General features: G+C 60.6%; 23 protein-coding genes and 1 tRNA gene. 12 read left to right on the plus strand and 12 right to left on the minus strand.

Translation table 11 applies throughout. The annotated features are described in order from the left end of the window. Positions 1–355 precede the first annotated feature (355 nt). The 4 genes from PH552_RS28970 to PH552_RS28985 all read right to left on the minus strand — a co-directional run bounded on the left by PH552_RS28970 (position 356) and on the right by PH552_RS28985 (position 2,340). Positions 356–1,189 (minus strand): IS5 family transposase, encoded by an 834-nt coding sequence (locus PH552_RS28970; protein WP_285166491.1) that lies wholly within the window; start codon positions 1,187–1,189, stop codon positions 356–358. A gap of 70 nt (positions 1,190–1,259) precedes the next feature. After that, complete coding sequence (locus tag PH552_RS28975; RefSeq protein ID WP_285166481.1) at positions 1,260–1,607, minus strand: hypothetical protein; 348 nt, start codon at positions 1,605–1,607, stop codon at positions 1,260–1,262. 123 nt (positions 1,608–1,730) lie between these two features. Then, positions 1,731–1,806 (minus strand) — tRNA-Ala (locus PH552_RS28980). A gap of 153 nt (positions 1,807–1,959) precedes the next feature. Beyond that, entirely contained in the window at positions 1,960–2,340 is a 381-nt protein-coding gene (locus PH552_RS28985; RefSeq protein ID WP_095436113.1) for a TIGR02300 family protein, read from the minus strand. 273 nt (positions 2,341–2,613) lie between these two features. Between PH552_RS28985 and aroA the strand changes: the two genes are divergently transcribed. From aroA to rpsA, 3 genes are all read left to right on the plus strand, one after another. After that, positions 2,614–3,969, plus strand: a complete 1,356-nt coding sequence (gene aroA / locus PH552_RS28990; protein ID WP_285166482.1) for a 3-phosphoshikimate 1-carboxyvinyltransferase — start codon at positions 2,614–2,616, stop codon at positions 3,967–3,969. 258 nt (positions 3,970–4,227) lie between these two features. Further along, entirely contained in the window at positions 4,228–4,860 is a 633-nt protein-coding gene (gene cmk, locus PH552_RS28995; protein ID WP_113251469.1) for a (d)CMP kinase, read from the plus strand. Between the two features lie 185 nt (positions 4,861–5,045). After that, positions 5,046–6,749, plus strand: a complete 1,704-nt coding sequence (rpsA, locus tag PH552_RS29000; RefSeq protein ID WP_113251468.1) for a 30S ribosomal protein S1 — start codon at positions 5,046–5,048, stop codon at positions 6,747–6,749. A gap of 204 nt (positions 6,750–6,953) precedes the next feature. On the opposite strand, the gene PH552_RS29005 is transcribed toward rpsA, so the two are convergent. From PH552_RS29005 to PH552_RS29015, 3 genes are all read right to left on the minus strand, one after another. Then, positions 6,954–8,624, minus strand: a complete 1,671-nt coding sequence (locus PH552_RS29005) for a hypothetical protein (protein WP_285166483.1) — start codon at positions 8,622–8,624, stop codon at positions 6,954–6,956. Positions 8,625–8,875: 251 nt separating this feature from the next. Further along, positions 8,876–9,502 (minus strand): ribonuclease D, encoded by a 627-nt coding sequence (locus PH552_RS29010; protein WP_183765348.1) that lies wholly within the window; start codon positions 9,500–9,502, stop codon positions 8,876–8,878. 95 nt (positions 9,503–9,597) lie between these two features. Beyond that, positions 9,598–10,428: a MerR family transcriptional regulator gene (locus PH552_RS29015; RefSeq protein WP_112340057.1), complete on the minus strand. Its 831-nt coding sequence runs from the start codon at positions 10,426–10,428 to the stop codon at positions 9,598–9,600. A 220-nt stretch (positions 10,429–10,648) separates the two neighbouring features. On the opposite strand from PH552_RS29015, the gene PH552_RS29020 reads away from it, so the two are divergent. Both PH552_RS29020 and PH552_RS29025 read left to right on the plus strand, forming a co-directional pair. Further along, the gene (locus PH552_RS29020; RefSeq protein WP_183765345.1) at positions 10,649–11,920 is read left to right on the plus strand and encodes a 4-aminobutyrate--2-oxoglutarate transaminase; all 1,272 of its coding nucleotides are present in this window, start codon (positions 10,649–10,651) and stop codon (positions 11,918–11,920) included. A gap of 72 nt (positions 11,921–11,992) precedes the next feature. Beyond that, positions 11,993–13,474 carry an NAD-dependent succinate-semialdehyde dehydrogenase gene (locus PH552_RS29025; protein WP_183765342.1) on the plus strand — a complete coding sequence of 494 codons (1,482 nt, stop codon included), beginning with the start codon at positions 11,993–11,995 and terminating at the stop codon, positions 13,472–13,474. A gap of 8 nt (positions 13,475–13,482) precedes the next feature. Here PH552_RS29025 and PH552_RS29030 read toward each other — a convergent pair whose 3' ends face one another. Next, positions 13,483–14,256: a metallophosphoesterase family protein gene (locus tag PH552_RS29030; protein WP_112340054.1), complete on the minus strand. Its 774-nt coding sequence runs from the start codon at positions 14,254–14,256 to the stop codon at positions 13,483–13,485. 300 nt (positions 14,257–14,556) lie between these two features. Between PH552_RS29030 and copD the strand changes: the two genes are divergently transcribed. Next, positions 14,557–15,441: a copper homeostasis membrane protein CopD gene (copD, locus tag PH552_RS29035; protein ID WP_285166484.1), complete on the plus strand. Its 885-nt coding sequence runs from the start codon at positions 14,557–14,559 to the stop codon at positions 15,439–15,441. Here the strand turns inward: copD and PH552_RS29040 are convergent. Both PH552_RS29040 and PH552_RS29045 read right to left on the minus strand, forming a co-directional pair. Continuing rightward, a complete protein-coding gene (locus PH552_RS29040) occupies positions 15,438–16,208 on the minus strand; it encodes a TIM barrel protein (protein ID WP_285166485.1) in 771 nt (256 codons plus the stop codon). The genes copD and PH552_RS29040 overlap by 4 nt on opposite strands. A 62-nt stretch (positions 16,209–16,270) precedes the next feature. Continuing rightward, on the minus strand, positions 16,271–17,221 hold the full coding sequence (locus PH552_RS29045) for a helix-turn-helix domain-containing protein (RefSeq protein WP_245430232.1): 951 nt from the start codon (positions 17,219–17,221) through the stop codon (positions 16,271–16,273). 86 nt (positions 17,222–17,307) lie between these two features. On the opposite strand from PH552_RS29045, the gene PH552_RS29050 reads away from it, so the two are divergent. The 5 genes from PH552_RS29050 to PH552_RS29070 all read left to right on the plus strand — a co-directional run bounded on the left by PH552_RS29050 (position 17,308) and on the right by PH552_RS29070 (position 23,610). Beyond that, positions 17,308–18,582: an ABC transporter substrate-binding protein gene (locus PH552_RS29050; RefSeq protein WP_112340050.1), complete on the plus strand. Its 1,275-nt coding sequence runs from the start codon at positions 17,308–17,310 to the stop codon at positions 18,580–18,582. 175 nt (positions 18,583–18,757) lie between these two features. Next, positions 18,758–19,618 (plus strand): carbohydrate ABC transporter permease, encoded by an 861-nt coding sequence (locus PH552_RS29055; protein ID WP_285166486.1) that lies wholly within the window; start codon positions 18,758–18,760, stop codon positions 19,616–19,618. Beyond that, positions 19,615–20,451, plus strand: coding sequence for a carbohydrate ABC transporter permease (locus tag PH552_RS29060; RefSeq protein ID WP_112340049.1), 837 nt, complete (start codon positions 19,615–19,617; stop codon positions 20,449–20,451). The genes PH552_RS29055 and PH552_RS29060 overlap by 4 nt, the downstream gene beginning before the upstream one ends. A gap of 15 nt (positions 20,452–20,466) precedes the next feature. Then, entirely contained in the window at positions 20,467–21,555 is a 1,089-nt protein-coding gene (locus tag PH552_RS29065; protein WP_112340048.1) for an ABC transporter ATP-binding protein, read from the plus strand. A 51-nt stretch (positions 21,556–21,606) separates the two neighbouring features. Then, positions 21,607–23,610, plus strand: a complete 2,004-nt coding sequence (locus PH552_RS29070; protein WP_112340047.1) for an aldo/keto reductase — start codon at positions 21,607–21,609, stop codon at positions 23,608–23,610. 95 nt (positions 23,611–23,705) lie between these two features. Here the strand turns inward: PH552_RS29070 and PH552_RS29075 are convergent, their stop codons facing one another. Next, positions 23,706–24,239, minus strand: coding sequence for a methylated-DNA--[protein]-cysteine S-methyltransferase (locus PH552_RS29075; RefSeq protein ID WP_112340046.1), 534 nt, complete (start codon positions 24,237–24,239; stop codon positions 23,706–23,708). A 254-nt stretch (positions 24,240–24,493) separates the two neighbouring features. Here PH552_RS29075 and PH552_RS29080 point away from each other — a divergent pair, with 254 nt between their 5' ends. Then, positions 24,494–24,829: a DUF6665 family protein gene (locus PH552_RS29080; protein WP_112340045.1), complete on the plus strand. Its 336-nt coding sequence runs from the start codon at positions 24,494–24,496 to the stop codon at positions 24,827–24,829. 3 nt (positions 24,830–24,832) lie between these two features. On the opposite strand, the gene PH552_RS29085 is transcribed toward PH552_RS29080, so the two are convergent. Beyond that, on the minus strand, positions 24,833–26,035 hold the full coding sequence (locus PH552_RS29085) for an ROK family transcriptional regulator (RefSeq protein WP_112340044.1): 1,203 nt from the start codon (positions 26,033–26,035) through the stop codon (positions 24,833–24,835). Between the last annotated feature and the right edge of the window lie 76 nt (positions 26,036–26,111).

Below are 26,111 nucleotides of genomic sequence, written 5' to 3' on the forward strand. Positions count from 1 at the left end.
GCCCACGGCTTGGCGGAGCTGTCCGCACCCCTGCCGGCGCTAATACCAGATGAAATCGTCACACCCCGACCGATGCAAAAATCAGGCTTTCACAATTGGAATTCCAGGCCCGGAAGACCCTGGAAATTGAAACCCCATCACAGTAACAGAGTTGACCACAGCCAAGACGAGCTCAGTGGCATGTTGTTGAAGCTGGCGCAGAAATGCTTCATCAATCCGCGTGTCGAAGACTTCTCCATTCCTCGCGAAATAGCGCAATTCGGAAAGCTCATTCGAATCTGGCGGCATCCAGGCGCCGTGACAGATGGCGTTCCTAATTTTCGACGCTTCTCTCAGAGCCCGACTCGAAAAGAATTCAATAAACGTAATACCTTGCCAGACGTCGGGTAAGGATGCGGATGTGAGCGATGATGATCCACGCTTCGGCCGAAGCGATTGATTTTTCCCAGTCCTTGGCCAGTCGGCGGCATCTGCCAAGCCATGCGAAAGTGCGCTCCACGACCCAGCGACGTGGCAGTACTTCGAAGCCCTTGGCCTTATCGGTTCGCTTGACGACCTGGACGGTAAACGTTGCGACCCTTTGCAAAGCTCCTCTCAGTTTTGGACCGGCATATCCGCCATCGGCGAAGATATGTCTGAGCCAAGGCCAGCGGTTGAGGATTGTTTTGAGGACGGCGGTTGCGCCGTCGCGATCCTGGATGTCGGCGCTATGAACCATGAGGCAGACCATAAATCCCAGCGTATCGACGACGATGTGACGCTTGCGCCCCTTAATCTTCTTGCCCGCATCATAGCCCGAAATTCCGCCGCTTTCCGTGGCTTTCACGCTCTGGCTGTCGATCACACCAGCAGACGGTGAGGCTTGCCGCCCTTCCAGCTCGCGCGCCTCCATCACAAGATGATGGTTGATCCGTCCCCACAAACCCGTTGCTCGCCATTCGTAGAAATAGGCCTGCACTGTCGTAAACGGCGGAAAATCCTTGGGCAGCATTCGCCACTGACAACCCGTCGAAGCAATGTAGAGCAACGCATTCATAACCTCGCGAAGATCGGTGCTACGCGGCCTGCCCAAACGCCTTGGCCCAGGCAGATAAGGCGAGATCAATCCCCATTCCCGGTCCGTCAGGTCACTTGCATAGCGGCGCGCGCGTCGGGCATATTGCCGACGGGTGAAATCAGTCCAACCCATTGTGGTCTCCGTTCGTCCTAAGCAAACAAACAGAATCACAAATGACTGATTTCACTCAACTCTTTTTCGGTCAGGCTCTCAGATGCACGACGAGCTCGTCGAGATTTTTAGATTGCGCATCCTGATGCGCGCGCACTGCCGCCGCGTATTTGTCGATTAGGGGATTGAGGGTGTCGGAAAGAGCTTGTTCGAGACTGGGTACCCACTTCTCGAAAGCTCCTTCAATCTCCTCGGGAGAATAGCGTCTCGTCCCGGTAAAGGCGAAGATTGCTCTAGCAAGCGTGTCTTCTAAAAGTCCGAATGTCGCCACTGTTCTTCCCAACCATTCCCAGAATGATGGAGAATGAAAGTGTGTTGGAAAGCGGGCCGGTAAATTGGCAGCATCTACTCGGAAGGCATCGTTCTGTTTTTCACTCATAGCTGCTCATTTTTTGAGTTGATGTTCGACTAAACATTCTCGTACTTCCCCGGTGCTTCCCCACGGGAAATAATCGTAGCTGAAGCGACGAACAAATTTGCTGCTGTTTTAAAAGGAGGAATTTGGTGGAGCTAAGCGGGATCGAACCGCTGACCTCTTGCATGCCATGCAAGCGCTCTCCCAGCTGAGCTATAGCCCCATCAAGATGGCGCCGTTTGACCGGCCCTGGGTCCCTTCCGAGCGCTTCGCCCGTCGGGGTGGCGGCTTATTACTTGTGGTTTTCACAGATAGCAAGCCGAAAAATTCGGCCCGGGAAAATTTTTCTTGAGACCCGGGCCGACTGTCGTTCAGATCAGACGTCGTCTTCGTCGCCGGTGACGCCGATGATGTCGCTCATGTCGTCATCGTCTTCATCTTCGTCGGCTTCCAGGAAGGTATCGTCGTCATCGTCGCCGATTTCGACATCGTCATCGCCGATATCCGGAATGTCGTCGCCGCCTGCCGCATCATCGGCATCCTCGAGGGAGACCAGTTCGACTTCCGTGTTTTCGGTATCGACTTCGGCCACTTCGTCTTCTTCCGGAACTTCCTTGGAAGCGGAGGTTTCCTCGAAGAAGGACAAGGGCCAGGACTTGCCTGTATAGGGCGAGACCACCGGATCCCGGTTCAGGTCATAGAACTTCTTGCCGGTATCGGGGTCGGTACGTTTTGTTCCAAGTTCCGCTTTCGCCACTGTCAATGCCTCATGAATGGCCGAATGAAAATTCGGCAATGCCGGGGAAGCCGGCGTTTTAAGGGAAATATCAGCCGGTCCCCTTAATCGTTGCGGCCGTTTCTGTCAAAGCTAAAGTTCATGCCGCTTCGCACGCAGTTTTCACGCATTGCGGGATGACTGGGGAACGGGCCTGTGCTAACCAGCCAGCGTGAACCGCAGAACATCTGGCCAAGAACGATCTCGGCCAACACAGAATGCGGATGGAATACCGGCATCGCAAAGGAATTGCCTATGCCGCACGATACCCTCCCCCAACCAGCCGTGGCACGCCGCTCGGCCGGCCTTTGCGGTACGATCCGCATTCCCGGCGACAAGTCCATTTCCCATCGCTCCCTCATGTTCGGCGGCCTTGCTTCGGGCGAGACGCACATCAAAGGTCTGCTCGAAGGCGAGGACGTGCTTAACACCGCCGGGGCCATGCAGGCTCTTGGCGCTACGATTCGCAGGGACGGCGATGCCTGGATCGTCAACGGCATCGGCAATGGCGCGTTGCTCGCGCCCGAGGCACCGCTCGACTTCGGCAATGCCGGCACCGGCTCCCGCCTGACCATGGGCCTGGTCGGCTCCTACGATTTCAAAACAACCTTCGTCGGCGATGCTTCGCTGTCGAAACGGCCGATGGGCCGCATTCTAGATCCGCTGCGCCGCATGGGAACACAGGTCGGCGCCGCTACGGGCGACCGGCTGCCCGTCACCTTGCATGGGCCAGGTGTAGCGAGCCCGCTGACCTATCGCGTGCCGATGGCTTCGGCACAGGTCAAATCCGCCGTGCTTCTGGCAGGACTTAATGCACCTGGCATTACGACGGTGATCGAGCCAGTCATGACCCGCGACCATACCGAAAGAATGCTCGCCGGTTTCGGCGCAGCACTTTCGGTCGAGACCGACGTAGCCGGCGTGCGCACCATCCGGCTCGAAGGCCAGGGCAGACTCACCGGCCAGACTATCGATGTTCCTGGCGATCCCTCCTCCGCCGCCTTCCCGCTGGTGGCAGCCTTGATCGTGCCCGGCTCCGACATCACCATCCGCAACGTGCTGATGAACACGACGCGCACCGGCCTCATCCTGACACTGCAGGAGATGGGCGCGGATATCGAGATCCTCGACCGGCGCGTGACGGGCGGCGAGGATGTCGCCGATCTCCATGTGCGCTCCTCGGCGCTCAGGGGTGTCACCGTGCCGGCCGAACGCGCGCCGTCGATGATCGACGAATATCCCGTGCTGGCCGTCGCGGCCGCTTTTGCGGAAGGCACAACGATCATGCAGGGGCTGGAAGAGCTCCGGGTTAAGGAATCCGATCGGCTCTCGGCTGTCGCCGAAGGATTGAAGCTCAACGGTGTCGACTGTAGCGAAGGCAGGGATTCGCTGACGGTTCGCGGCAGACCTGACGGTAAGGGCCTGGGCAGTTCCAGCGGCACCGAAGTCAGGACTCATCTCGATCATCGCATCGCCATGAGCTTCCTCGTCATGGGGCTTGCCAGCGAGCACCCGGTTTCGATCGACGATTCGGCCATGATCGCCACCAGCTTTCCCGAATTTTTTGCTATGATGACAAGATTGGGCGCGACGATCGGGACCGGCGGTTAATAGACCGTGCAATGCCCAGGGCGGCGGAAGCTGCGCCGCCGGACTGCATTGCAGCCCCGATGGAAGACATTACCGGCATTGAAATCGATATCCAGACGATTGACGGCAAATGGAAGGTGAGCCAGAACCGGACGCTGGCTGACCGACTGGCATCGCCGAGGGCCTCGCTGTGCTCGATCGTACAGCGGTGGCGGAAGCGGCCGAACTGGTGCGTCGCTCCAGACAATAACGAGAGACCGCGTAGGGACGGAAGAAGACATGATCATCGCTATTGATGGGCCTGCGGCTGCCGGCAAGGGAACCCTGGCGCGCCGGATCGCCGAAACCTATGGTTTTCATCATCTCGATACCGGCCTCACCTACCGCGCCACCGCGAAGGCGCTGCTCGATGCTGGGCTGCCGCTCGACGACGAGGCTATCGCCGAAGGCACGGCGCGCAAGGTCGATCTGGCCGGGCTCGACCGGACGGTTCTGTCCAGGCACGAGATCGGCGAGGCCGCATCGAAGATCGCCGTCATGCCGGCAGTCCGCCGGGCGCTGGTGGAGGCTCAGCGACGCTTTGCCGAAAAGAAGCCGGGTGCGGTGCTCGACGGCCGCGACATCGGCACGGTGGTCTGCCCTGACGCACCGGTGAAGCTCTATGTGACGGCCTCGGCCGAAGTCCGCGCGAAGCGGCGCTATGAGGAGATCGTCGATGCCGGCGGCAGCGCCGATTACGACGCCATTTTCGAGGATGTGAAACGGCGCGACGAGCGCGACATGGGCCGCACCGACAGCCCTTTGAAACCAGCTGAAGACGCGTACTTGCTAGATACCTCAGAAATGAGTATAGAAGCGGCGTTTCAGACGGCAAAGTCGATCGTCGACGCCGCTCTGAGCCGAAATGCCTGAAAATTATGAGCGGCTTTCGCGCGCCCAGCGCCCGGAACCGCCGATTTCAAAATAGCCTGACATTCCGTCCAAGCGCCGGATAGCTTTCCTTGAATGGAAAGCGGACTGGGGTCAGGCCCGTTAACACGAACCGCCGGCGCATCAGTGTCCAGATTGCATGAATCAAGGACACGCCAGGAGATTTTATGTCTGTAACTTCCCCCTCTCGCGAAGATTTCGCGGCCCTTCTCGAAGAATCCTTCGCCAAGAACGATCTGGCTGAAGGCTATGTCACCAAGGGCATCGTCACCGGCATCGAAAAGGATGTCGCGGTCGTTGACGTCGGCCTCAAGGTCGAAGGCCGTATCGCACTGAAGGAATTCGGTGCACGCGCCAAGGACGGCACGCTCAAGGTTGGCGATGAAGTCGAAGTCTACGTCGAGCGCATCGAAAACGCGCTTGGCGAAGCCGTTCTGTCGCGCGAAAAGGCTCGCCGCGAAGAAAGCTGGATCAAGCTCGAAGCCAAGTTCGAAGCTGGCGAGCGCGTTGAAGGCGTCATCTTCAACCAGGTCAAGGGCGGCTTCACCGTCGATCTCGACGGCGCTATCGCCTTCCTGCCGCGTTCGCAGGTCGACATCCGTCCGATCCGCGACGTCACCCCGCTGATGCACAACCCGCAGCCCTTCGAAATCCTCAAGATGGACAAGCGCCGCGGCAACATCGTCGTTTCGCGTCGCACGGTTCTGGAAGAGTCCCGTGCCGAGCAGCGTTCTGAAATCGTTCAGAACCTCGAAGAAGGCCAGGTTGTTGACGGCGTCGTCAAGAACATCACCGATTACGGTGCGTTCGTTGACCTCGGCGGCATCGACGGCCTGCTGCACGTCACCGACATGGCATGGCGCCGTGTGAACCATCCGTCGGAAATCCTGTCCATCGGCCAGCAGGTCAAGGTACAGATCATCCGCATCAACCAGGAAACCCACCGCATCTCGCTCGGCATGAAGCAGCTCGAGAGCGATCCGTGGGACGGCATCCAGGCCAAGTATCCGGAAGGCAAGAAGATCTCCGGTACCGTCACGAACATCACCGACTACGGTGCGTTCGTCGAGCTGGAGCCGGGCATCGAAGGCCTGATCCACATCTCGGAAATGTCCTGGACCAAGAAGAACGTTCACCCCGGCAAGATCCTGTCCACGAGCCAGGAAGTCGAAGTCGTCGTTCTCGAAGTCGATCCGACCAAGCGTCGTATCTCTCTCGGCCTGAAGCAGACGCTGGAAAATCCGTGGGCAGCATTCGCCCGCAATCATCCGGCTGGCACCGAAGTCGAAGGCGAAGTCAAGAACAAGACCGAATTCGGTCTGTTCATCGGCCTCGACGGCGATGTGGACGGCATGGTTCACCTCTCCGACCTCGACTGGAACCGTCCGGGCGAGCAGGTCATCGAAGAGTACAACAAGGGTGACGTCGTCAAGGCTGTCGTTCTCGACGTTGACGTCGAGAAGGAACGCATCTCGCTCGGCATCAAGCAGCTCGGCAAGGATAGCGTTGGTGAAGCTGCTGCTTCCGGCGACCTGCGCAAGAATGCAGTCGTTTCCTGCGAAGTCATCGCAGTCAACGACGGCGGCATCGAAGTGAAGCTCGTCAACCACGAAGACATCACCTCGTTCATTCGCCGCGCCGATCTGTCGCGTGACCGTGACGAACAGCGTCCGGAGCGTTTCTCGGTTGGTCAGGTTGTCGACGCCCGCGTCACCAACTTCTCCAAGAAAGACCGCAAGATCATGCTGTCGATCAAGGCTCTGGAAATCGCAGAAGAGAAGGAAGCCGTTGCTCAGTTCGGTTCTTCCGACTCGGGCGCTTCGCTCGGCGACATCTTGGGTGCGGCTCTGAAGAACCGCAACGCCGAATAATCTTCGGCAGACGCTTGGAAACAAAAGACCCGCCGGAGCGATCCGGCGGGTTTTTCTTTATCGGTTTAGCCGCGCCTATGCCGCCGTCCTCCGAGACGGCCTAAAGCGCATCGCGATCTTTCAGATTCGCCTCTTGCGCTTCAGGTCTTTGATTTTGCGGATGTCGTTGCCGCAAAATCGCTGCACACTTTTGCGCGACATGCTTTATTCCCACGCCACCATGCGCCGATAGAAATCGAAGGCGTGATCGTGCAGCGGATCGCGTGACGGCTGCGGCAAGGCAAGGTGATCCGGTACGGCCTCGTCAAGAGGAGGCACAAGCCCCGTGTCTGCTTCGTCGGAAGGCTCTTCAGCTTTCTGCGACGCTTCTTCCGCTTGAGCTTCGTCTTGATCCTGCTGATGCGCTGTCTCTTCGTCCCGGGCGCTGCCGCCTTCTTCGTCGTCGACGGGATCGACGCGGTTGAGCAGCTTCGATTCGCCGGTTTTGACTGGGACATCGGCGGGCAAATAGTTCGCCACCACAAAGGGAACGCCGAGCGGCAGGGGTGCGGATAATCCCGTCTGCTCCGCAGCCTCGTACATTCCCATCGGCGCTGCGGACGACGGCTGCGGGCTGCCGGGGAGCGCGGCGGCAGGCGCGTCGAGCTGATCCGTCAACGATACCGGCACGGCCGAGGCCAGGCTTCTCGCGTTCTCGTTGACGACGGCCGGCTGTGATGGCGGTGGCATTGCCGCATTGGCTGTCAGCGCCTGTGCGATGATCTTCTCGACCGAGGACGCAGGATTGCTGATGATCTGCTCAAGGTCGGAACTGGTCGCCATCGCGGGCGGGTCGATGACGACCTGCAGCCCCTGCTTGATATCGGCTTGAATCTGCTGGATATCACGCGGCACCGACGGCGGCGTCAGCGGCGATCTGATCAAGGCGATTTCGGTCGGAAGTTCGGCTTCGTCACCGATCGCGGTCAGCAGTGCTACCACGGCAAGATCGTCGACAAGGGACGCAAGCTGCGAAGCAGCCGGGTGCGTACCGGCGGCAACGCTGCCGATAGCGGCAGCTTGCGGGGCAGACGGCGTTGCGCTTTGCGCGGACGTCTGGACCGGAACCGTCTGAGCTGCAGCCGGTGCGGCTTGCGTGGGAGGTGCGGCTTGTGTGGGAGCACCCTGTTGCGGCGTCTGCACCGGCGCGGATGTCGGCGGGGCCGCGGGCTCCGCTGCCGATGCGATGGGCGTGGGCGTGGGCGTGGGCGTGGGCGTGGGAAGCAACGGCTCTTCTGCGGCGGCCGCAAGGGCCGTTGCCAGGGTGGCCAGATCGGCCGCTCGCTGCAGCGGGGTCGAGGCCGGCGCCTGCGGGACCGGCGCTTCCGTCCTGCCGGCATTCTGGCCGTAGGAATTGACGACGGCTTTCAGCACTGCGTCAGGTTCGGCGGCTGACGCCGGCTCCAGGCTGAGAGCCAGCTGGATCGCGTGCGGGGTCTCCGGATCCTCCAGCGCCTCGGCAAGAAGCGGCAATGACACCCGCATGTTCATCTGCGTATCCATTCGCTGTTGGGCGACCACGAGCTGTTGTGGCGTTAGGCTGCGGATCGCGGCGGCAACGCGCTGCGCATAGGCGGCATTGTTCTCGCCCGGTTCACGTGAAACGTTCACCACCTGACTCGCGGCATCGATAGCGGACAGGAGGCTATCGAGCATCCGTTCGCGGGCCGCAACCAGGAGCATGTTCAGCTTGCCCTCGACGCTGGCATTGATCGTGCTCGATAGAACGGCCAGCGGCGTGGCAGCGGTCTGGAGGCCGGAGGTCTCCGCTGTCGCAACGATCGGCTTTTCTATGGGCGCACCCACGGCGGACACGGCACCAACGGGAAGCAACATGACATGCTCCTTTGTCTGGCAAATCTGTCTGGCAATGCGACGATGGAAGCGGAGGCAGGTTCAATCAGGGTCCGCTCATGCGGCCGGTGGGTCTTCGAGCACCGGATAACCGGAAGAGCGAAACGCGAACGCGTCGGGCTGGAAGCCATATGGAAAGATAGCAGCCCGTTTCTTAACAGATTGCTAAATAAAAAAGGCCAATGCCGCTTTCACGGCACTGGCCTGTGGATTTCTCCCGCGGAACGAGGCGATCAGCTGTGCGCGAAGATATCGGCTTCTTCCCAGCCGAGGAGATCGAGCTTGGCGCGGGTCGGAAGGAAGGCAAAGCAATCATCCGCATAGTCCATGCGGCCGTCGCGCAGCAGCCGTTCCGTCAGCTTGTCGCGAAGCGCATGTAGATAGAGAACGTCGGAAGCCGCATATTCGAGCTGCGCCGGTGACAGCGTTTCCGCGGCCCAATCGGAGGATTGCTGTGCCTTGGAGATATCGACGTCGAGCATCTCCTTGAGATTATCCTTCAGGCCGTGGCGGTCGGTATAGGTGCGGCACAGGCGCGAGGCGATCTTGGTGCAGAAGACCGGCGTAGTGGTGACGCCGAACGTATGGAACAGGACAGCAATGTCGAAGCGGCCATAATGAAAGATCTTCTGGCGGGCAGGATCGGCAAGCATGGCGACGAGGTTGGGTGCCTGCTTCTGGCCGGCGGCAATGCGGATGACATCAGCGGTGCCGTCACCCGACGAAAGCTGTACGACGCAAAGACGGTCGCGGCGCGGAATGAGGCCGAGGGTTTCGGTGTCGATGGCTATGGCGCCGGTATAGTGGGCGGCATCTTCGGCGGAAATATCACCTTCGTGATAGCGGATGGTGGCAGCCATGAAATTCTCCCGGCGCTGTATTCGAAATTCGCTTCTCGTCCGTTCTATAGAACAGACGAGGCGATAACGATACCGGATAACGATGCAGGCGCCGTTCAAAATGTCGGCGGGGTGTTGATCCAGAGCAATATGGTCTCGCCATCGTGGCGATTGCGCCAGGAATGATAGCGGCGGCTTTCGAAATAAAGGGAATCGCCGGGCAACAGATCGAAAAACTGGTTGCTGTCGAGCACCAGTTCCAAACGCCCGGCAAGGACATGGATGAACTCCTCGCCCTCGTGTCGATAAGCGCCCTCGCTCGCCGCGCCCGGCGCAAGCACGAAGCGATGGCAATCCATCATCCTCCTACCCTCGGCAAGCAGCTGGACGGTGACGCCCGGCGTCGTCTCCGGCCAGGCACGCCATTCGCCGGATCGGATGAGTGCCGGAACATCCTCGCGCTCCTCGCCAGAAAGGCGTGACACCGTCGTTCCGTAGTACTCCGCCAGGTCATGGAGGGTCTTGAAGCTGACACCCTGAGAGGTGCGCTCCAGGGTCGAGAGCGTCGAGGACGTCATGCCCATATCGGCGGCGACCTGCTCCAGCGTCTTACCGGCGGCATGGCGCAGCGAGCGAAGCCTGCGGCCGATCTCCGATGAAGCCGATTGCTCGCCATTCTCCAGGCTCGCTGCGCCACCCTCTTCTGCCTCCAGTGCCTCGCGAATCGCTGCCGGATTAAGACCGCGCTCCGCCCGAAACCATGCAATGCGCTTCAGGCGCGCCACGTCTTCGGCGCTATACTGACGGTGCCCGGTCTCGGAGCGAAAGGGCACGACAAGCCCCTGGCTTTCCCATAACCGCAGCGTGGAGGCCGATACGCCGGCAAGACGCGCCGCTTCCGCCACCTTATAGCGCACGGGGTAGCGCTCGGGCTCGATGCTGCTCATTGCCAATTTCCCTGATCCCTTGTCTGTCGACCCGTCTAGCATGGATGAAGCGCCTTAACGCGCCTTAAAAATGCACGACGCTGCATGAGAGCCTTTGGCGCCTTCTTGCCAGTCGCACAAAATCCCGCTTGAAATCTTGCGGGAAAAATGTAGGAGTTTTCTAAATAAATTGCAGAACTTCTGCAAGATAATTCGAAACAGCTTACTGGGAGCGACTGCGATGACTTTAACCGAGCGGAAGAACGCCGCCATTTCCCGCGGCGTCGGCATGACGACGCAGATCTATGCAGATCGCGCCGAAAACGCCGAAATCTGGGACAAGGAAGGTAATCGCTATATCGACTTTGCCTCCGGCATCGCCGTGGTGAATACCGGCCATCGGCATCCCCGCGTCATCGCCGCCGTCAAGGAACAGCTCGACCGCTTCACGCATACCTGCCACCAGGTCGTGCCTTATGAGAGCTATGTGCATCTTGCCGAGCGGCTGAACGCGATCGTCCCCGGCGATTTCGCCAAGAAGACGATTTTCGTGACGACGGGTGCCGAAGCGGTCGAAAACGCCGTCAAGATCGCCCGTGCCGCTACCGGCCGCTCCGCGATCGTCGCTTTCGGTGGCGGTTTCCACGGCCGCACCTTCATGGGTATGGCGCTGACCGGCAAGGTCGCGCCCTACAAGATCGGCTTCGGCCCGATGCCGGGTGACGTCTTCCATGCGCCCTTCCCGGTACCGCTGCACGGCATCAGTGTCGAACAGTCGCTGGCGGCGCTGAAGAAGCTCTTTGCCGCCGATGTCGATCCGCAGCGCGTGGCCGCAATCATCCTCGAACCCGTACAGGGCGAAGGCGGTTTCTATCCGGCGCCCTCAACCTTCATGAAGGCGTTGCGCGAGATCTGCGACCAGCACGGCATTCTCCTGATTGCCGACGAGGTACAGACCGGCTTTGCGCGCACCGGCAAAATGTTTGCGATGGATCACCACGAGGTGGCGGCCGATCTCGTTACCATGGCAAAGAGCCTTGCCGGCGGCTTCCCGCTTGCCGCCGTCACTGGCCGCGCCGAGATCATGGATGCACCCGCTCCAGGCGGCCTCGGCGGCACCTATGGCGGCAATCCGCTCGGCATCGCCGCATCCCATGCGGTGCTCGACGTCATCGCCGACGAAGGCCTGTGCGACCGCGCCAACCAGCTCGGCTCGCGCCTGAAACAGCGGCTGGAATCGCTGCGCGACAAGGTGCCCGAAATCGCCGATATCCGCGGTCCCGGCTTCATGAATGCCGTGGAATTCAACGACGCGGCGACTAAGCTGCCGAGCGCGGATTTCGCCAACAAGGTACGGCTGATCGCCCTCGACAAGGGGCTGATCCTGCTCACCTGCGGTGTCTATGGCAATGTCATCCGCTTCCTGTCGCCGATCACTATTCAGGACGGCGTCTTCAGCGAAGCGCTCGACATTCTCGAGGCATCGCTGATCGAGGCGAGCGTTTCCCGCTGATCGTCGCCATCAGCATTTTCTCATTTGTCCGTCCGTGCGCCCTGCCGGGCGAAACCTGTCGGAGTGCAGACCATGTCCTTTACAACAGCAATGACCAAGCATGTTCCCTTCTCCTCGCGCCTCCTGCGCGCCGCCGGCTATATCAACGGCGCCTGGACCGGCGGCGGGGCGACGAAGACTTTCGATGTCATCAATCCCGCGACCGGCGAAGTGCTTGCCTCGCTGCCGGATATGGGTGCTGCCGAAACGACGGCCGCCATCGACGCCGCCTATGCCGCGCAAGCCGCCTGGGCCGCCCGGCCGGCCAAGGAACGGGCCGCAATCTTACGCAAATGGTTCGACCTCATGGTCGCCAATGCCGACGAGCTAGCCGCAATCCTGACGGCCGAAATGGGCAAGCCGCTGCCGGAAGCGAAAGGCGAGATCCTCTACGCCGCCTCCTATGTCGAATGGTATGCGGAAGAAGCCAAGCGCATCTACGGCGAAACCATTCCCGCCCCCTCAAACGACAAGCGCATGGTCGTTATCAAGCAGCCGGTCGGCGTCGTCGGCACGATCACGCCGTGGAACTTCCCGGCGGCCATGATTGCTCGCAAGATCGCGCCGGCCCTTGCCGTCGGCTGCACCGTCGTCTCGAAGCCTGCCGAGCAGACGCCGCTGACGGCGATCACGCTTGCCGTGCTTGCCGAAGAGGCGGGCGTTCCCGCCGGCGTTCTTAACATCATCGTCGGCCTCGACGGGCCGGCGATCGGCCGCGAGCTCTGCGGCAATCCGAAGGTGCGCAAGATCAGTTTCACCGGCTCGACGGAGGTTGGCCGCATCCTGATGCGCCAGTGCGCCGACCAGATCAAGAAGGTCAGCCTCGAGCTCGGCGGCAATGCGCCCTTCATCGTCTTCGACGACGCCGACCTCGACGCCGCCGTCGAAGGGGCGATGGCTTCGAAATACCGCAATGCCGGCCAGACCTGCGTCTGCGCCAACCGCATCTATGTCCAGTCCAACGTCTATGACGCCTTCGCCGCCAAACTCGCAGCCAAGGTGGGCGAACTCTCTGTCGGCGACGGCTTCAAGGCGGGAGTATCAGTCGGGCCGCTGATCGACGAACAGGGTGTCGCCAAGGCCGAAGACCATGTGCGGGATGCCGTCTCGAAGGGTGCCCGCATCGTTGTCGGCGGCAAGCGCATCGAAGGTGCCGGCACCTTCTTCGCGCCGACCATCCTGACCGGCGTCGACCGGAGCATGAAGGTCGCCCGCGAGGAGACCTTCGGCCCGGTGGCGCCGCTCTTCCGCTTTGACACCGTTGAGGATGTCATCGCGCAGGCGAACGACACCGAATTCGGCCTCGCCGCCTATTTCTTCGCTGGCGACCTCAAGAAAGTCTGGCGCGTCGCCGAAGCGCTGGAATATGGCATGGTCGGCATCAATACCGGCCTGATATCGGCGGAGACGGCACCGTTCGGCGGCATCAAGCAATCGGGTCTTGGCCGCGAAGGCTCACGCCATGGCGCCGACGACTATCTGGAAATGAAGTACCTCTGCATCGGCAATCTATAGCCCGCACATCAAGTTGAGGTAATGTGAACGCGGCCCTGCCACAGCCGGGCCGCGCTCAAACGGCCGGTATAAAAGGCGCCGGTATCGAGATTGAGCCTGAGACCATCGACTTCGGCCTGCCGGATCGGTGTATGGCCGTGCACGATCAACTTCGGCAGCGGCTGCGCGCTGTCGTGGAAGCGCGAGCGGATGAAGACAAGATCGTCGTCCTGCTGCTCGGAAATCGGTCTGTCCGGATCGATGCCGGCATGAACGAACAGCACCTCGGGCGTGTCCAGCAGGATCGGCAGGCGCCGCAGAAAATTGACGTGATCATCAGGCAGCCAAGTCCTTATAAAAGTATCGAGCTGCTTCTGCTTGGGATATCGCTCCCTCAATTTCTGGATATCCACCCCATAGGACGCGAGCGTTGCATCGCCGCCGAGCGCCACCCAATCATCGAGCGATATCTCGCCGTCAATATAGGCGAGCATGGCCATCTCGTGATTGCCCGTCAAGCAGATGCGGTCGAAGCCATTCGGCGGCGACGCCATCAGGCGGCCGACCACCTGCGCCGAGGCTGGGCCGCGATCGATGAAATCGCCGAGCATGATTATGAGCTTTCGGCCCGGCAGCCCTGCCGCGTCTGCAAAAATCTTGCGCTCCAGTGCGCTAAGGAGATCGTAGCGGCCATGGACATCGCCGATGACGTAGGTGGGCATATCGAGATGTTCGAGCCATTCGCGACTCCGGCGATGAGCGAAGCCACTGGCCATTTTTTCGCGTATCCTAGATGCCGCCATGAAACTGCCTTTCGAGCGCACACCCCGGAACGCCTCAATTATGTCTGCAAAAAGGACTCAAAAGCGACGATTCTTTGCCAAGAAAGCAAGAATCGCGCCCATGATCGATATCGCGATCGGCCAAGGCCTGCGATAGCGGATTGCCTTACGGCAAAGCGTCCCGAATGACGCCTTTATGCATGGAGAAAGTTGACAGTGGGTATCCGCAATCCTATCGCGCTCGCCAAGCCGGCGAAATCGATACCGCATCAAACTGGAACTTCGCACTCATGGCGCCTGTAAACTTATCGTGAAGCCCTGATGGATCCGACGACAGCGCTCCAACTCTGCCGCTTTCTTCACGATGCGTCGCTGGTGCTTCTATGGGGTGCGAGCGCCTATCTCTGCCTGCTCGTGCCGAAAACGCTGGCCGACGCCGTCTGGCGCCTGTCCGCAAGGATGTTCGTCGCAGCGACCGCCATTACGGCCGTGACGGTGCTGGCGGCACTCCCCATAACCATGGCGAATCTCGGCAATGGATGGGGCGATGCGCTAGATGCCGGCATGATTCATGACGTGCTTTTCGAGACCACAGTCGGCCTGGCCTGGCAGGCACAGGCAGTTGCGGCCGCAGTCATGGCCGGCGCCTTCCTGCTGCCGGAAAGCTGGCGGCGGCGCGGGCTGGCGCTGGGTTCGGGCCTGGGGCTTGCCTTCCTTTCCTTGACCGGGCACGCCTCGATGCTGGAAGGCTGGCTGCGGCAGGTGCATCGTGCCAACGATGTCCTGCATGTGCTGACCGCCGGCGGCTGGCTGGGAGCGCTCGTGCCGCTGATCCCCATTCTGCGGCTTCTCGACCGAGCGGATTGCCGGACGGAAGCGCTGCTGGCGCTGCGTCGTTTCTCCAGTGCTGGGCATGTCGCCGTCGCGCTCGTCATCATCTCCGGCGTCGTCAACGTGATGCTGATCCTGAAACGGCTACCGACGGACTGGTCGTCGCCCTATCAGAAGCTGCTTGCCATCAAGATCGCGCTGGTCGCCGTCATGGCGGTGGTGGCGATCGTCAATCGCTATGTCTTCGTTCCCTGGAGCGGCCGTAACCATAGCCGCGCTCTGCAGGCGCTCCGGCTTGGAAGCATCGCAGAGATCGTCATAGGCATTGTCGTCATCGGGCTGGTCGCCGTCTTCGGCATGATGGAGCCGGTCTAGCCGCCGAGCGATTTCACGACCGCGCGAACGGCCGCCGGATCTTGCATCGCCGGCTTGTATTCCAGACCCACCCTGCCCCGATAGCCTTGGGCGTACAGCCAATCCAGCCGCTTCGCCAGATCGATATGGCCGGTGCCGGGGTCGTTACGGCCGGGATGATCGGCGATATGGATATGGACGATGCGGTCGATGCGATCGCCGACGACCTCACGCGTATCCTCGCCCATGACGGCCGAATGATAGAGATCGTAGACGATGCCGATTTCCGGGCGACCGACCTCATCGACGATATCGAGGCCTTCCATGGTCGAGGACAGATAATAGCCGGGATGGTCTATCCTCGTGTTCAGCGGCTCGACGCCGAGCCGGACGGCGGACCCTTCGAGAATATCGGCACCGGCGCTGAGAGCAGCGACGATGGCCGCCCGCTGCTCGGCACGCGAAAACTCCGGCAGATCGTCGCCGGCCTGCGCAATCAGAACCGGTGCGCCGAGACGTTGGGCGACAGCAGCGGACTCCCGCAACCCCTTCAGCCATGCTTCCTTGTTTGCCGGATTCGTGAGAGCGATCATCGGCTCGGCGACGATGCTCGAGACGGCAATGCCGGTCTCGGCTGCGGCAGCGGCGATCGCATCGAGATCCTTGTCCGTCCAACGCCAGAACTCGACCGCATCGAGCCCGGCCGCATACGCCAGCCGGATACGATCGGCAAAAGCATCACCGTCGCGCGCAAACAACCACTCGATACAAGCCGAAAACTGCCGCATGAGATCCTCCTCCCTCATCGGTCAGGAGCAATGCGCGAGATCATGCGTGACCGCAAGCCTCTCTAGCGATGATATTGCTGCGACGGCCGCGGCATCGAAGGTTTGATGGCCTCTACTTTCACTGCGGAGAGCACGCGCATGTCGCGCCGGAAATCGGAGGGCGTCATCCCGGCAATATGGCGGAAGGATTTGTTGAAAGCGCTGATCGAGCCGAAACCACTGTCCATCGCGACCTGCAGCACATTGGCGCCGTCGCGCATCAGCATCGCCTGGGCGCGCGAAAGGCGCAGCAGGCTCACATATTTCGCCAGCGTCATGCCTGTCGATTTCTTGAAGAGGTTCATGGCGTATTTCGGATGGAGATTCGCTGCCTTGGCAATATCGACCGTATCGATGTCATGCAGGAAATTTTCGGCGATGAAATCACACATGCGCGCCAGGCTGCGCGAGGATTGCGGATGAGCCTGCTCATTCACCGGATTCGCCGGCTTTTCCGGCACCATACGATAGGGCTCGAAGGCGATGCGCTCCAGACGCAGGAGGAGTTCCGCGACGGCATGTTCTGCCTTGGCGCCGTCTTCGGACATGACATAGCGGTGCCACCGCGCGAAGTTCTCATCATCGGCGGCATCGGTCGCCGAGCTAATCAGGGTCTGTCCGCGAATGAGGCGGCCGGAGATATCGAGCGGCAGCCGCAGGCGGAAGAAATGGACAAGCGGCAGATGCGCGCCGGCATAGATCGCATCCTCCGACAGTTCGTCCAACAGATGCGGCTGACCGCCCCAGAAAAGGCAGATCTCGCCCGCTCTCAAAGTAAGCTCGTGATCGCCGATGCGGTAATGCACGGTTCCGCGGACGATGTAATTGACTTCCACCTGTGCGTGCCAATGCGGCTTTGCCATCGGCAACGGGTGGTTATGAAACATCTGCAGGACGTTTGGGAGCCCTTCGACACTGCTCGCACCCGGCTGATAAACCGCCCTTTGACCCACCTTACTTTTCGCCAAGTCGATGTTCCCTTTTTAGGAGACAGAAGCGTACCGGCGGATAGTTTAAGCGTGTTCTACTGAGGACGGCAATTGAAAAGGGAGGATTTTCAATGCGTTTAAAACTTGCTGGAGCGACGGCACTTGCTGCCCTGCTCGCTTCCGGTTCTGCCTTTGCTGAGCAAACCACTATCACTGTTTGGAGCTGGAACATCGCCGCGTCGGCGCTGAAGTCCACTGTCGAGGGATTCAACAAGAAAAATCCTGATATCAAGGTCGAGGTTCAAGACATCGGCAATCCGCAGGTCTTCGACAAGATGCTGGCTGCTTGCGCTGCCGGCGGCGATGGCCTGCCTGATGTCATGTCGATCGAAAACCACAAGGCTTCGATCTTCTGGAATCGCTTTCCGGACTGCCTGACCGACCTGACGAAGCTTGGCTACAACGATCAACTGAAGAAGCAGTTCCCGGATTTCAAACGCGCGGAGCTTGAAGTCGGCGATGCCGCCTACGCGATGCCGTGGGATTCCGGTCCGGTCACCATGTTCTATCGCCGCGACATGTATGAAAAGGCAGGCGTCGATCCGGCAACGATCAAGACCTGGGACGATTTCATAGCCGCCGGCAAAAAGATCTCCGCCGCCAATCCGGGCGTGATCATGACGCAGGCCGATCTCAACGGCGACACCGAATGGTTCCGCATGCTCGCCAATGAACAGGGCTGCGGCTATTTCTCGTATGACAGCCAGAGCATCACCGTCAACCAACCGGCCTGCGTCAAGGCTCTGGACAAGGTGAAGGAGATCAAAGACGCCGGCCTGATGAGCGCGGCGAACTGGAACGAGAAAATTCAGGCGAACACGGCAAGCAAGGTGGCATCGCAGCTCTATGGCGGCTGGTATGAAGGCACCGTCCGCTCCACCTCGCCGGATCTTGCTGGCAAATGGGGTGTCTACCCGATGCCGAGCATGACGGCCGACGGTCCGCATGCGGCCAATCTCGGCGGCTCGTCACTCGCCATCGCCAGCGGCTCGAAGAACAAGGAAGCCGCCTGGAAATTCCTCGAATACACGCTTGGCACCAATGAGGGCCAGGTGACTATGCTGAAATCCTTCGGCCTCGTGCCGTCGCTGCTGACCGCGGTCCAGGATCCCTTCGTCAATCAGCCGCAGCCCTATTGGGGCGGTCAAAAGGTCTGGGCCGATATCCTCGCAACCCTGCCGAAGATCCGCCCGAGCCCAGGCACTCAGTATTTCAGTGATGCCGACGAAGTCATAAAGGCTGTCCAGACGAAATATCTTGCCGGCGGATATCCGAATGGCAAGGCTGCGCTCGACGATGCGGCTCAGCAGATCGCTTCGGCGACGGGTCTGCCGATCGCGAAATGAGTGACACCGCCGGGCGTGCTTCCCAAGCCGCGCCCGGCCTCCCCGCCGCCCTAGAATCAAAGACGTAGAGCGTGACGTCGTCCGAAAACCGCCTACACTTTTCGGCGTCACGTTCTAGGGCGGCGGGGATGCGATGTTACGCATCATTTTCCTGCGTATAAAGGAGAAGGCTTTCATGCGGTTGCGAAACCGGAGCGCCTACGCGTTCCTTGCACCCTATCTTCTGGTATTCGCCGCTTTCTGGGTCTGGCCGATCATCGATTCGTTCCTGATCTCGTTCCAGAATACCCGGGTCAATCCGTGGACCTTCAATCTGTCGCTCAATTGGGGGCGGCTGTTCGGCGATCCGGCATTCTACAACGCGCTTGAAAATACGCTGATCATCCTGATCGTCCAGGTGCCGGTCATGATCACGCTCGCCACGGTCATGGCGGTGCTGCTGAATTCATCGCTGTTGAAGGCACGCGGCATTTTTCGCTTTGCTTTCTTCGCGCCCGTCGTCGTTGGAGAAGTGGCCTATGCCGCGGTCTTTCGCCTGATGTTCAACGTCGATTTTGGCATCATCAACAAGCTGCTCGGCAGTGTCAGCATCGCGCCGGTGTCGTGGTTCGCCGACTCCCACGCCGCCATGGTGCTCATCGTTATCGCCGTCACCTGGCGCTGGGCGGGTTACAACGCCATCATCATCCTGTCCGGGCTGCAATCGATCCCAGAGGATGTTTACGAGGCTGCAACCCTCGATCGCGTCAGCCGCTTCAAGCAGTTCATCCACATCACCCTGCCGCTCCTGAAGCCGATCATTCTGTTCTGCGTTGTCCTGTCCGTCATCGGCACCATGCAGCTCTTCACCGAGCCATATCTGATTACCAACAGAGGAGGCCCCGGCGGCGGGACGGAAACGCTCGGCCTGTTGCTGTATCGCCAGGCTTTCCAGTCGACCAACTTCGGCTATGCCTCCGCGATCGCCTATACGATGGCGGCGCTTGCGGTAGCCATCTCTCTCCTCAATCTCTGGGTAGGGCGCGAACCAAAATGAAATCAAAATCCAGATCCACTCTGATCCGCTCGATCGCCTTGCACGGCCTGCTGGCGCCGCTCGCCATCATCTGGCTGTTTCCGCTCTGGATGATGTTCGTCTTTTCGACCATGCCCGATTACGGCATTTTCAGCCCCGGCATCATCCTGACACCGTCGACGGGTTTCATGGACAACTTCCGAAACCTACAGGCCGACACCAACTTCGTCGGCGCGATGACGATCTCCATCGTCGTTGCGGTCACCTACACCTTCCTTTCGGTGCTGCTGACATCGATGGCCGGATGGGCTCTGGCGCGTTACCAGTTCGCCGGCCGTTCCGGCGTCATCGGCATCATCCTCGGCACGATCACCCTGCCCTACTCCGTTGTCGTCATCCCGCAATTCATCATGGTGGCGCGCGATTTCGGGCTGGCCAACTCATGGGTCGCGCTGATCGTACCACCGCTCTTCAACTCGCTCGGCGTGCTCTTCATGCGCCAGGCCTTCTCAATGATGCCGGGCGAGCTCTTTGATGCCGCCCGCGTCGAGGGCGTCAAGGAGTGGCAGATTTTCCTGCGCATCGCCCTGCCGCTTGCAAGGCCGACGATGGCAGCACTCGCCATCATCCTATTCCTGGCCTCCTGGAACAACTATCTCTGGCCGCTGCTCATTAACTCCCGGCCTGGGATGATGACGGCACCCGTGGCGCTCGGAACGCTGATCGGCCTCACCAGGGTCTCCTGGGGCGGCATCATGGCCGGTGCCGTGATGCTGACGGCGCCAATCCTGGTGGTCTTCGTTCTCCTGCAACGCCACTTCATCGCCGGCATTGCCGCCGGCGCAATCAAATAATTCCGGGAGATCCGTATGGCTGAACTTTCTCTCACCAATATCGTCAAACGCTACGGTTCGCTGGAAATCATCCACGGCGCCAATCTCGAGGTGAAGGACGGCGAGTTCGTCGTCTTCGTCGGACCGTCCGGATGCGGCAAGTCCACACTGCTGCGCATGATTGCCGGGCTGGAGGATATTTCCGGCGGCGAACTGAAGATCGGCGGGCGCGTGGTCAACGACATGGAGCCGGCCGACCGCGGCATCGCCATGGTCTTCCAGTCCTATGCCCTCTACCCGCACCTGACCGTCGAGCAGAACCTCAATTTCGGCCTGCGGATGAACGGCAATCCCAAGGCCGACACCGACCGCCGCGTCAAGCAGGCGGCCGAGATCCTGCAGATCACCGAACTGATGCAGCGCCGGCCGAAACAGCTTTCCGGTGGCCAGCGCCAGCGCGTCGCCATCGGCCGCGCCATCGTGCGCGAGCCGCAGATCTTCCTGTTCGACGAGCCGCTCTCCAACCTCGACGCCGAGCTGCGCGTGCAGATGCGCGTCGAAATCTCGCGCCTTCACAAGAAGCTCGGCACGACGATGATCTACGTCACACACGACCAGACCGAAGCCATGACGCTCGCTGACAAGATCGTCGTGCTGCGCGGCGGCAATATCGAACAGGTGGGCGCGCCGCTCGATCTCTATGACGACCCGGCAAACCAGTTCGTTGCCGGTTTCGTCGGCTCGCCTAAGATGAACTTTCTGCAGGCCGAGGTTACGGATAACCAACCCAGCCGCATCGCCGTGGTGCTCAAGGGCCAGCGCAATGTGCGCCTGACGCTGCCGATCACCTCCGCCAAGCTCGAGATCGGCCAGCCGGTGACACTCGGCGTTCGCCCGGAGCATTTCCTCGAAGGCGGGCGCGGGGAGGTCGACATGATCGTCGACGTCGATGTCGCCGAGCATCTCGGCAACACCAGCTATATCTACGCCAATATCGAAGGCGGCGAGCAGATCGTCATTGAGCGCGAGGAGTCCCGCAACACGGGCAACCGCGACAAGCTCACCGTGGCGCTGGCGGCCGCCAAGACATTCCTGTTCGACAGCGCCGGCAACCGATTGCGGTAGGCGCTTCCCATTCCCCCAAGACAGCATGCAGATTTAGGAAAGGATCGTTCCATGACCACTGAGACACCAATCCGCTGGGGCATTATCGGCCCCGGCAGGATCGCGCAGACTTTTGCCGATGGTATCGCCCATTCCCGCAGCGGCAAGCTGGTGGCCATCGCCAGCCGCAACCCGGACAAGCCAGGTCTCGGCGACGGTTTCCCGGGCGCGCGCATCGTTAGCGGTTATGAAGCCCTGCTCGCCGACAAGGAAATCGACGCCGTCTATATCGCTACGCCGCACACCGGCCATGCCGAATGGGCAATCAAGGCGATCCGTGCCGGCAAGCATGTGCTCGTTGAAAAGCCGATCGCGCTTTCCGCTTTCGATGCGGAAGCCATCTACTATGAAGCCAAGAAGGCCGGTGTCTTCGCCGGCGAAGCCTTCATGTATCGCGTCCATCCGCAGACGGCGAAACTGATCGAACTCGTCAAGAGCGGCGTGATCGGCGACTTGCGCATCATCCGCTCATCCTTTGGTTTCAATATGGGCAAGGTCAATCCGGATCACCGGCTGTTTGCCAATGAGACGGCCGGCGGCGGCATTCTCGATGTCGGCGGCTATCCGGTCTCTATGGCCCGCCTGATCGCCGGTGCGGTCGATGGCAAGCCGTTCCTCGATCCGGAAAAAGTCTCGGGCGTCGGCCACCTCGGCCAGACCGGTGTCGACGAATGGGCTTCCGCCGTCCTGAAGTTCCCGAACAACGTTATTGCCGAAGTGTCCTGCTCGATCATGGCGAACCAGGACAACACGCTGCGCATCATCGGCTCCGAAGGCCGTATCGAAGTCAAGGACTTCTGGTTCGCCTCAGGCCACAAGGGCGGCATCGGCAAGATCGACGTCATCAAGGGTGGCGAGACAGAGACGATCGAGGTCAAGGAAGATCGCTGGCTCTATTCTTTCGAGGTCGATGCGGCCGGCGATGCCATCCGCGCCGGAAACAAGGAATTCGCATATCCCGGCATCAGCTGGGCCGATTCGATCGGAAACCTCAAGGTGCTCGACCAATGGCGCACGTCGATCGGCCTGGAATATAGCGTCGAGAAGGCAGCAAAACGGACGAAGAACATCGCCGGCGCGACCGTCACCAAGGGCAACAGCATTCCGAAGCGCAGCATTCCGGGTATCTCAAAGCCGGCATCGATCGTCACGCTCGGCTTCGAATTCTTCCCGAATTTCGCAGCCGCCTCGCTGACGCTCGACGCCTTCTATGAAGCTGGCGGCAATGCCTTCGACACGGCCTATGTCTATGGTGGCGGCAAGACGGAGAGCATCTTCGGCGACTGGCACACCAGCCGCAACGTGCCGCGCGAGGAGATCGTGCTGATCGGCAAGGGTGCGCATTCGCCGCTCTGCTATCCGGATGTGATCGCCAAGCAGCTCGACCAATCCCTCAACCGCCTGAAGACCGACTATGTCGACATCTACTTCATGCATCGCGACAATACCGACGTTCCGGTCGGCGAGTTCGTCGATGCCATGGATGCCGAGGTGAAGGCCGGCCGCATCCGCGGCATCTTCGGTGGCTCGAACTGGACGCGCGCCCGCTTCGACGAGGCGATCGCCTATGCAGAGAAGAACGGCAAGACGGCACCGGCGGCCCTTTCCAACAACTTCTCGCTTGCGGAAATGCTCGACCCGATCTGGGCCGGCTGCATCGCCGCCTCGGACGATGAGTGGAAAGCCTGGCTGAATGCGAAGCAGATCCCGAACTTCGCCTGGTCGAGCCAGGGCCGCGGCTTCTTCACCGATCGCGCCGGCCGCGACAAGCGCGACGACGAGGAATTGGTTCGCGTCTGGTATTCCGACCGCAATTTCGGTCGTCGCGACAGGGCGATCGAACTGGCGCAGAAGCTTGGCCGCAACCCGATCCATATCGCACTGGCCTATGTCGTCGCGCAGCCCTTCCCGGTCATCCCGCTGATCGGCCCGCGTACGATCGCCGAGCTGGAGGATAGCCTTTCGGCGCTCGACATCAAGCTGACGCCGGAACAGGTGAAGTGGCTCGAGGGCTGAAATAGGTCTGGCGCCGTCAAGCAGCGCTGAAACAAAAAGCCCATCCGGAGGACTGGATGGGCTTTTTCGTGCCTGCCTGAATGACCATCAAACGATCACGCGGCAAAGTCGAATGTCGTCGCATCAGCCCCTTCGAGCCGCAGCAGATAGGCCTTGCGCTCGAGACCGCCGGCGAACCCGCGCAAATCACCGGCCGATCCCACGACGCGATGGCAGGGTGCGATGATCGAGATCGGGTTGCGACCATTGGCGGCACCGACCGCACGGATCGCCTTAGCCGAGCCGATCTCGGTCGCAATCTGGCGGTAGCTGCGCGTCTCGCCGAAAGGGATGGCGAGCAGGGCCTGCCATACCTTCTGCTGGAATTCCGTTCCGGCAAAATCGAGCGGCAGGTCGAAAACCTGTCGTTTGCCGGCGAAATATTCGCGGAGCTGCTGCTCGGTTTCCACGAGCACGGGATGGCTATCGTCTTCGGCCACGATCAGCAACGGCACACGCCCTGGGCGATCATTGTCCCAAAGGATCGCGGCAAGCCCATCATCGCTGCCGACGAGCTTCAAGGCGCCAACGGGCGAATCGATGATCCGATAGACATACTGCTTTTCCGCATTTTTCTGCGCTTTGGTCATGCCGATATCCTTTCTTTGAATTGCGCTCGTGGCATCGGGCGAGATTGCCTCTGATGGAGCACTTATGTCGCTATTGGACCTCAAATGACGGTCGGCAACCACCCGAAAACGGCCAACGGTCACGAAAATCCCGGCATATCCGGATTCATGCGGACAGCCTTAAGATGACGCGGGCAACAGGCTCAGACTTGGGAAAGTGGCTGGGATTGTGTAAAACCATAGAGAGACAGATCATCAAGCATGCGGAGCCCGATATGACAGTTCGCCCGCCACGCAATTTCAATCCATCGCAAACCAAAGAAACCGGCCTCGGCATTCTCGAATATGAGATGCTATCGGAACGCGCCAGCACACTCGGCCATCATGGCATGAAGGTGGAGACAGCGCTTGCCGCGCTGCAGGAGGGCGAGGCCAAGGGCAAAGAGGGCGTGGAGCACGAGCGGCTGGTGGATATCGCGGCGCAAGCCGTCTGGGCCATGTTCATCCATCGCGAGATCTGCGGCCTGCGCAACGGCCGCGACGTCATCCAGCGCTACGGCATTCCGAATAAGGTGCTCGCGCGCCTCGGCGCCAGCCCGAGACATCCCTGACTATTAGGATTTCAAGATCGCCTGGAAACGCGGATCGAAGGCGTGGCCGATCGGCTCCGCCGCCGCACCGCGCGCCACTGCCCAAGGATCGGTCATGCCGAGCTGCAGGCGCGGCAGCAATCGATCGGGACGATCGGCATTGGAGGGCAACAGCGGCTGCATCGCAGCCATCAGCCGCGTTGCCAGCGCTGGGGGCGCGCCGCCGCACAGAATAACCGTCTGCGGATCGAAGATAGTTTCGATGAGCTGCACGCTCCAGCGTAGGTCGATCGCCGCCCTTTCGATCCAGGTAAGGATATCGGGATCGTCGGCAGCGGCGCGCTTATCTATCAGCGAATAAATATCAGGCGCCATCGGATCGACGCCGAGGTGATCGTAGAGAGAAGCCAGCGAGGCGCGATGCTCCAGCTGGGTCTGCCTCCCGCCTGATGTCAGCAGCGCCATGCCGATTTCGCCGGCATTGCCATGGGCGCCGCTATAGAGCTCGCCGCCGAGGATGAGCCCGGCACCGATACCATAGCCGACATAGAGGCAGACGGCATGGTCGAGGCCATGTGCGGCACCCACCATGCGCTCGGCGGTCGCGCAGGCCGCGGCGTCGTTCTGCAGAGTGACGTTGAGACCAGTGCCCGCAGAAAGCGTTTCCAGCAGCGGAAAGCGCTGCCAGGCACCCATCATCCAAGGATTGTCGGCATCCTCCTGCTCGATTCCGAACGGACCCGGCATCGCGGCACCGAGGCCGACGAGGCGCTTCTCCGCCTGAGCCACGCGTTCCTTCAATTCGCTGCGCACGTCTTCCACGAGCTGCAAGACGACGGGCGTACCTGTCGCCGGTCCACCTGCCGGTAGGTTCGCTTCCTTGCGTATCAGCACATTGCCGACGAGATCGACGGCGATGGCGCGGGTGATGTGACGGTCGATCTGCAGGCCGATGGCGAAAGCGCCCTCTGGCACAAGACTGTAGGGCGTCGAAGGCTGGCCGCGGCCGCGGCGCACCGTTTCCCTCGATGTGACGAGCCCATCGTTTTCCAGCTCCTCCATGATGTTGGAGACAGTCTGTTTCGTCAGGCGGGTGGCGCGGGCGAGATCGGCGCGAGAGAGCGCACCATTCAACCGCAGGGCATCGATGATCACCCGCCGGTTATGGGCGCTGGTGCCCTCGTGGTTCGTTCCGCTGGTAGCCCTGATCGGGCGAATATCGTTCATCTGTTTTTGCCTCTTGACAGCAATAGAATATTGAAGAACAAATTAGTCAAGACAATTGACTTAAAAGAAACCACAG

This window comes from Rhizobium aureum, from assembly GCF_030182495.1.
GTDB lineage: Bacteria > Pseudomonadota > Alphaproteobacteria > Rhizobiales > Rhizobiaceae > Rhizobium > Rhizobium tropici_C.

What these genes read in the sequence shown, in the direction of transcription:
- PH552_RS29050 (WP_112340050.1), top strand. Translation starts at nt 17,308, where the DNA reads ATGCGTTTAAAACTTGCTGGAGCGACGGCACTTGCTGCCCTGCTCGCT.
- cmk (WP_113251469.1), top strand. Translation starts at nt 4,228, where the DNA reads ATGATCATCGCTATTGATGGGCCTGCGGCTGCCGGCAAGGGAACCCTG.
- PH552_RS29085 (WP_112340044.1), bottom strand. Translation starts at nt 26,035, where the DNA reads ATGAACGATATTCGCCCGATCAGGGCTACCAGCGGAACGAACCACGAG.
- PH552_RS29060 (WP_112340049.1), top strand. Translation starts at nt 19,615, where the DNA reads ATGAAATCAAAATCCAGATCCACTCTGATCCGCTCGATCGCCTTGCAC.
- PH552_RS29015 (WP_112340057.1), bottom strand. Translation starts at nt 10,428, where the DNA reads ATGAGCAGCATCGAGCCCGAGCGCTACCCCGTGCGCTATAAGGTGGCG.
- rpsA (WP_113251468.1), top strand. Translation starts at nt 5,046, where the DNA reads ATGTCTGTAACTTCCCCCTCTCGCGAAGATTTCGCGGCCCTTCTCGAA.
- PH552_RS29055 (WP_285166486.1), top strand. Translation starts at nt 18,758, where the DNA reads ATGCGGTTGCGAAACCGGAGCGCCTACGCGTTCCTTGCACCCTATCTT.
- PH552_RS29070 (WP_112340047.1), top strand. Translation starts at nt 21,607, where the DNA reads ATGACCACTGAGACACCAATCCGCTGGGGCATTATCGGCCCCGGCAGG.
- copD (WP_285166484.1), top strand. Translation starts at nt 14,557, where the DNA reads ATGGATCCGACGACAGCGCTCCAACTCTGCCGCTTTCTTCACGATGCG.
- PH552_RS29040 (WP_285166485.1), bottom strand. Translation starts at nt 16,208, where the DNA reads ATGCGGCAGTTTTCGGCTTGTATCGAGTGGTTGTTTGCGCGCGACGGT.
- PH552_RS29010 (WP_183765348.1), bottom strand. Translation starts at nt 9,502, where the DNA reads ATGGCTGCCACCATCCGCTATCACGAAGGTGATATTTCCGCCGAAGAT.
- PH552_RS28975 (WP_285166481.1), bottom strand. Translation starts at nt 1,607, where the DNA reads ATGAGTGAAAAACAGAACGATGCCTTCCGAGTAGATGCTGCCAATTTA.
- aroA (WP_285166482.1), top strand. Translation starts at nt 2,614, where the DNA reads ATGCCGCACGATACCCTCCCCCAACCAGCCGTGGCACGCCGCTCGGCC.
- PH552_RS29075 (WP_112340046.1), bottom strand. Translation starts at nt 24,239, where the DNA reads ATGACCAAAGCGCAGAAAAATGCGGAAAAGCAGTATGTCTATCGGATC.
- PH552_RS29005 (WP_285166483.1), bottom strand. Translation starts at nt 8,624, where the DNA reads ATGTTGCTTCCCGTTGGTGCCGTGTCCGCCGTGGGTGCGCCCATAGAA.
- PH552_RS29020 (WP_183765345.1), top strand. Translation starts at nt 10,649, where the DNA reads ATGACTTTAACCGAGCGGAAGAACGCCGCCATTTCCCGCGGCGTCGGC.
- PH552_RS28970 (WP_285166491.1), bottom strand. Translation starts at nt 1,189, where the DNA reads ATGGGTTGGACTGATTTCACCCGTCGGCAATATGCCCGACGCGCGCGC.
- PH552_RS29065 (WP_112340048.1), top strand. Translation starts at nt 20,467, where the DNA reads ATGGCTGAACTTTCTCTCACCAATATCGTCAAACGCTACGGTTCGCTG.
- PH552_RS29030 (WP_112340054.1), bottom strand. Translation starts at nt 14,256, where the DNA reads ATGGCGGCATCTAGGATACGCGAAAAAATGGCCAGTGGCTTCGCTCAT.
- PH552_RS29080 (WP_112340045.1), top strand. Translation starts at nt 24,494, where the DNA reads ATGACAGTTCGCCCGCCACGCAATTTCAATCCATCGCAAACCAAAGAA.
- PH552_RS29025 (WP_183765342.1), top strand. Translation starts at nt 11,993, where the DNA reads ATGTCCTTTACAACAGCAATGACCAAGCATGTTCCCTTCTCCTCGCGC.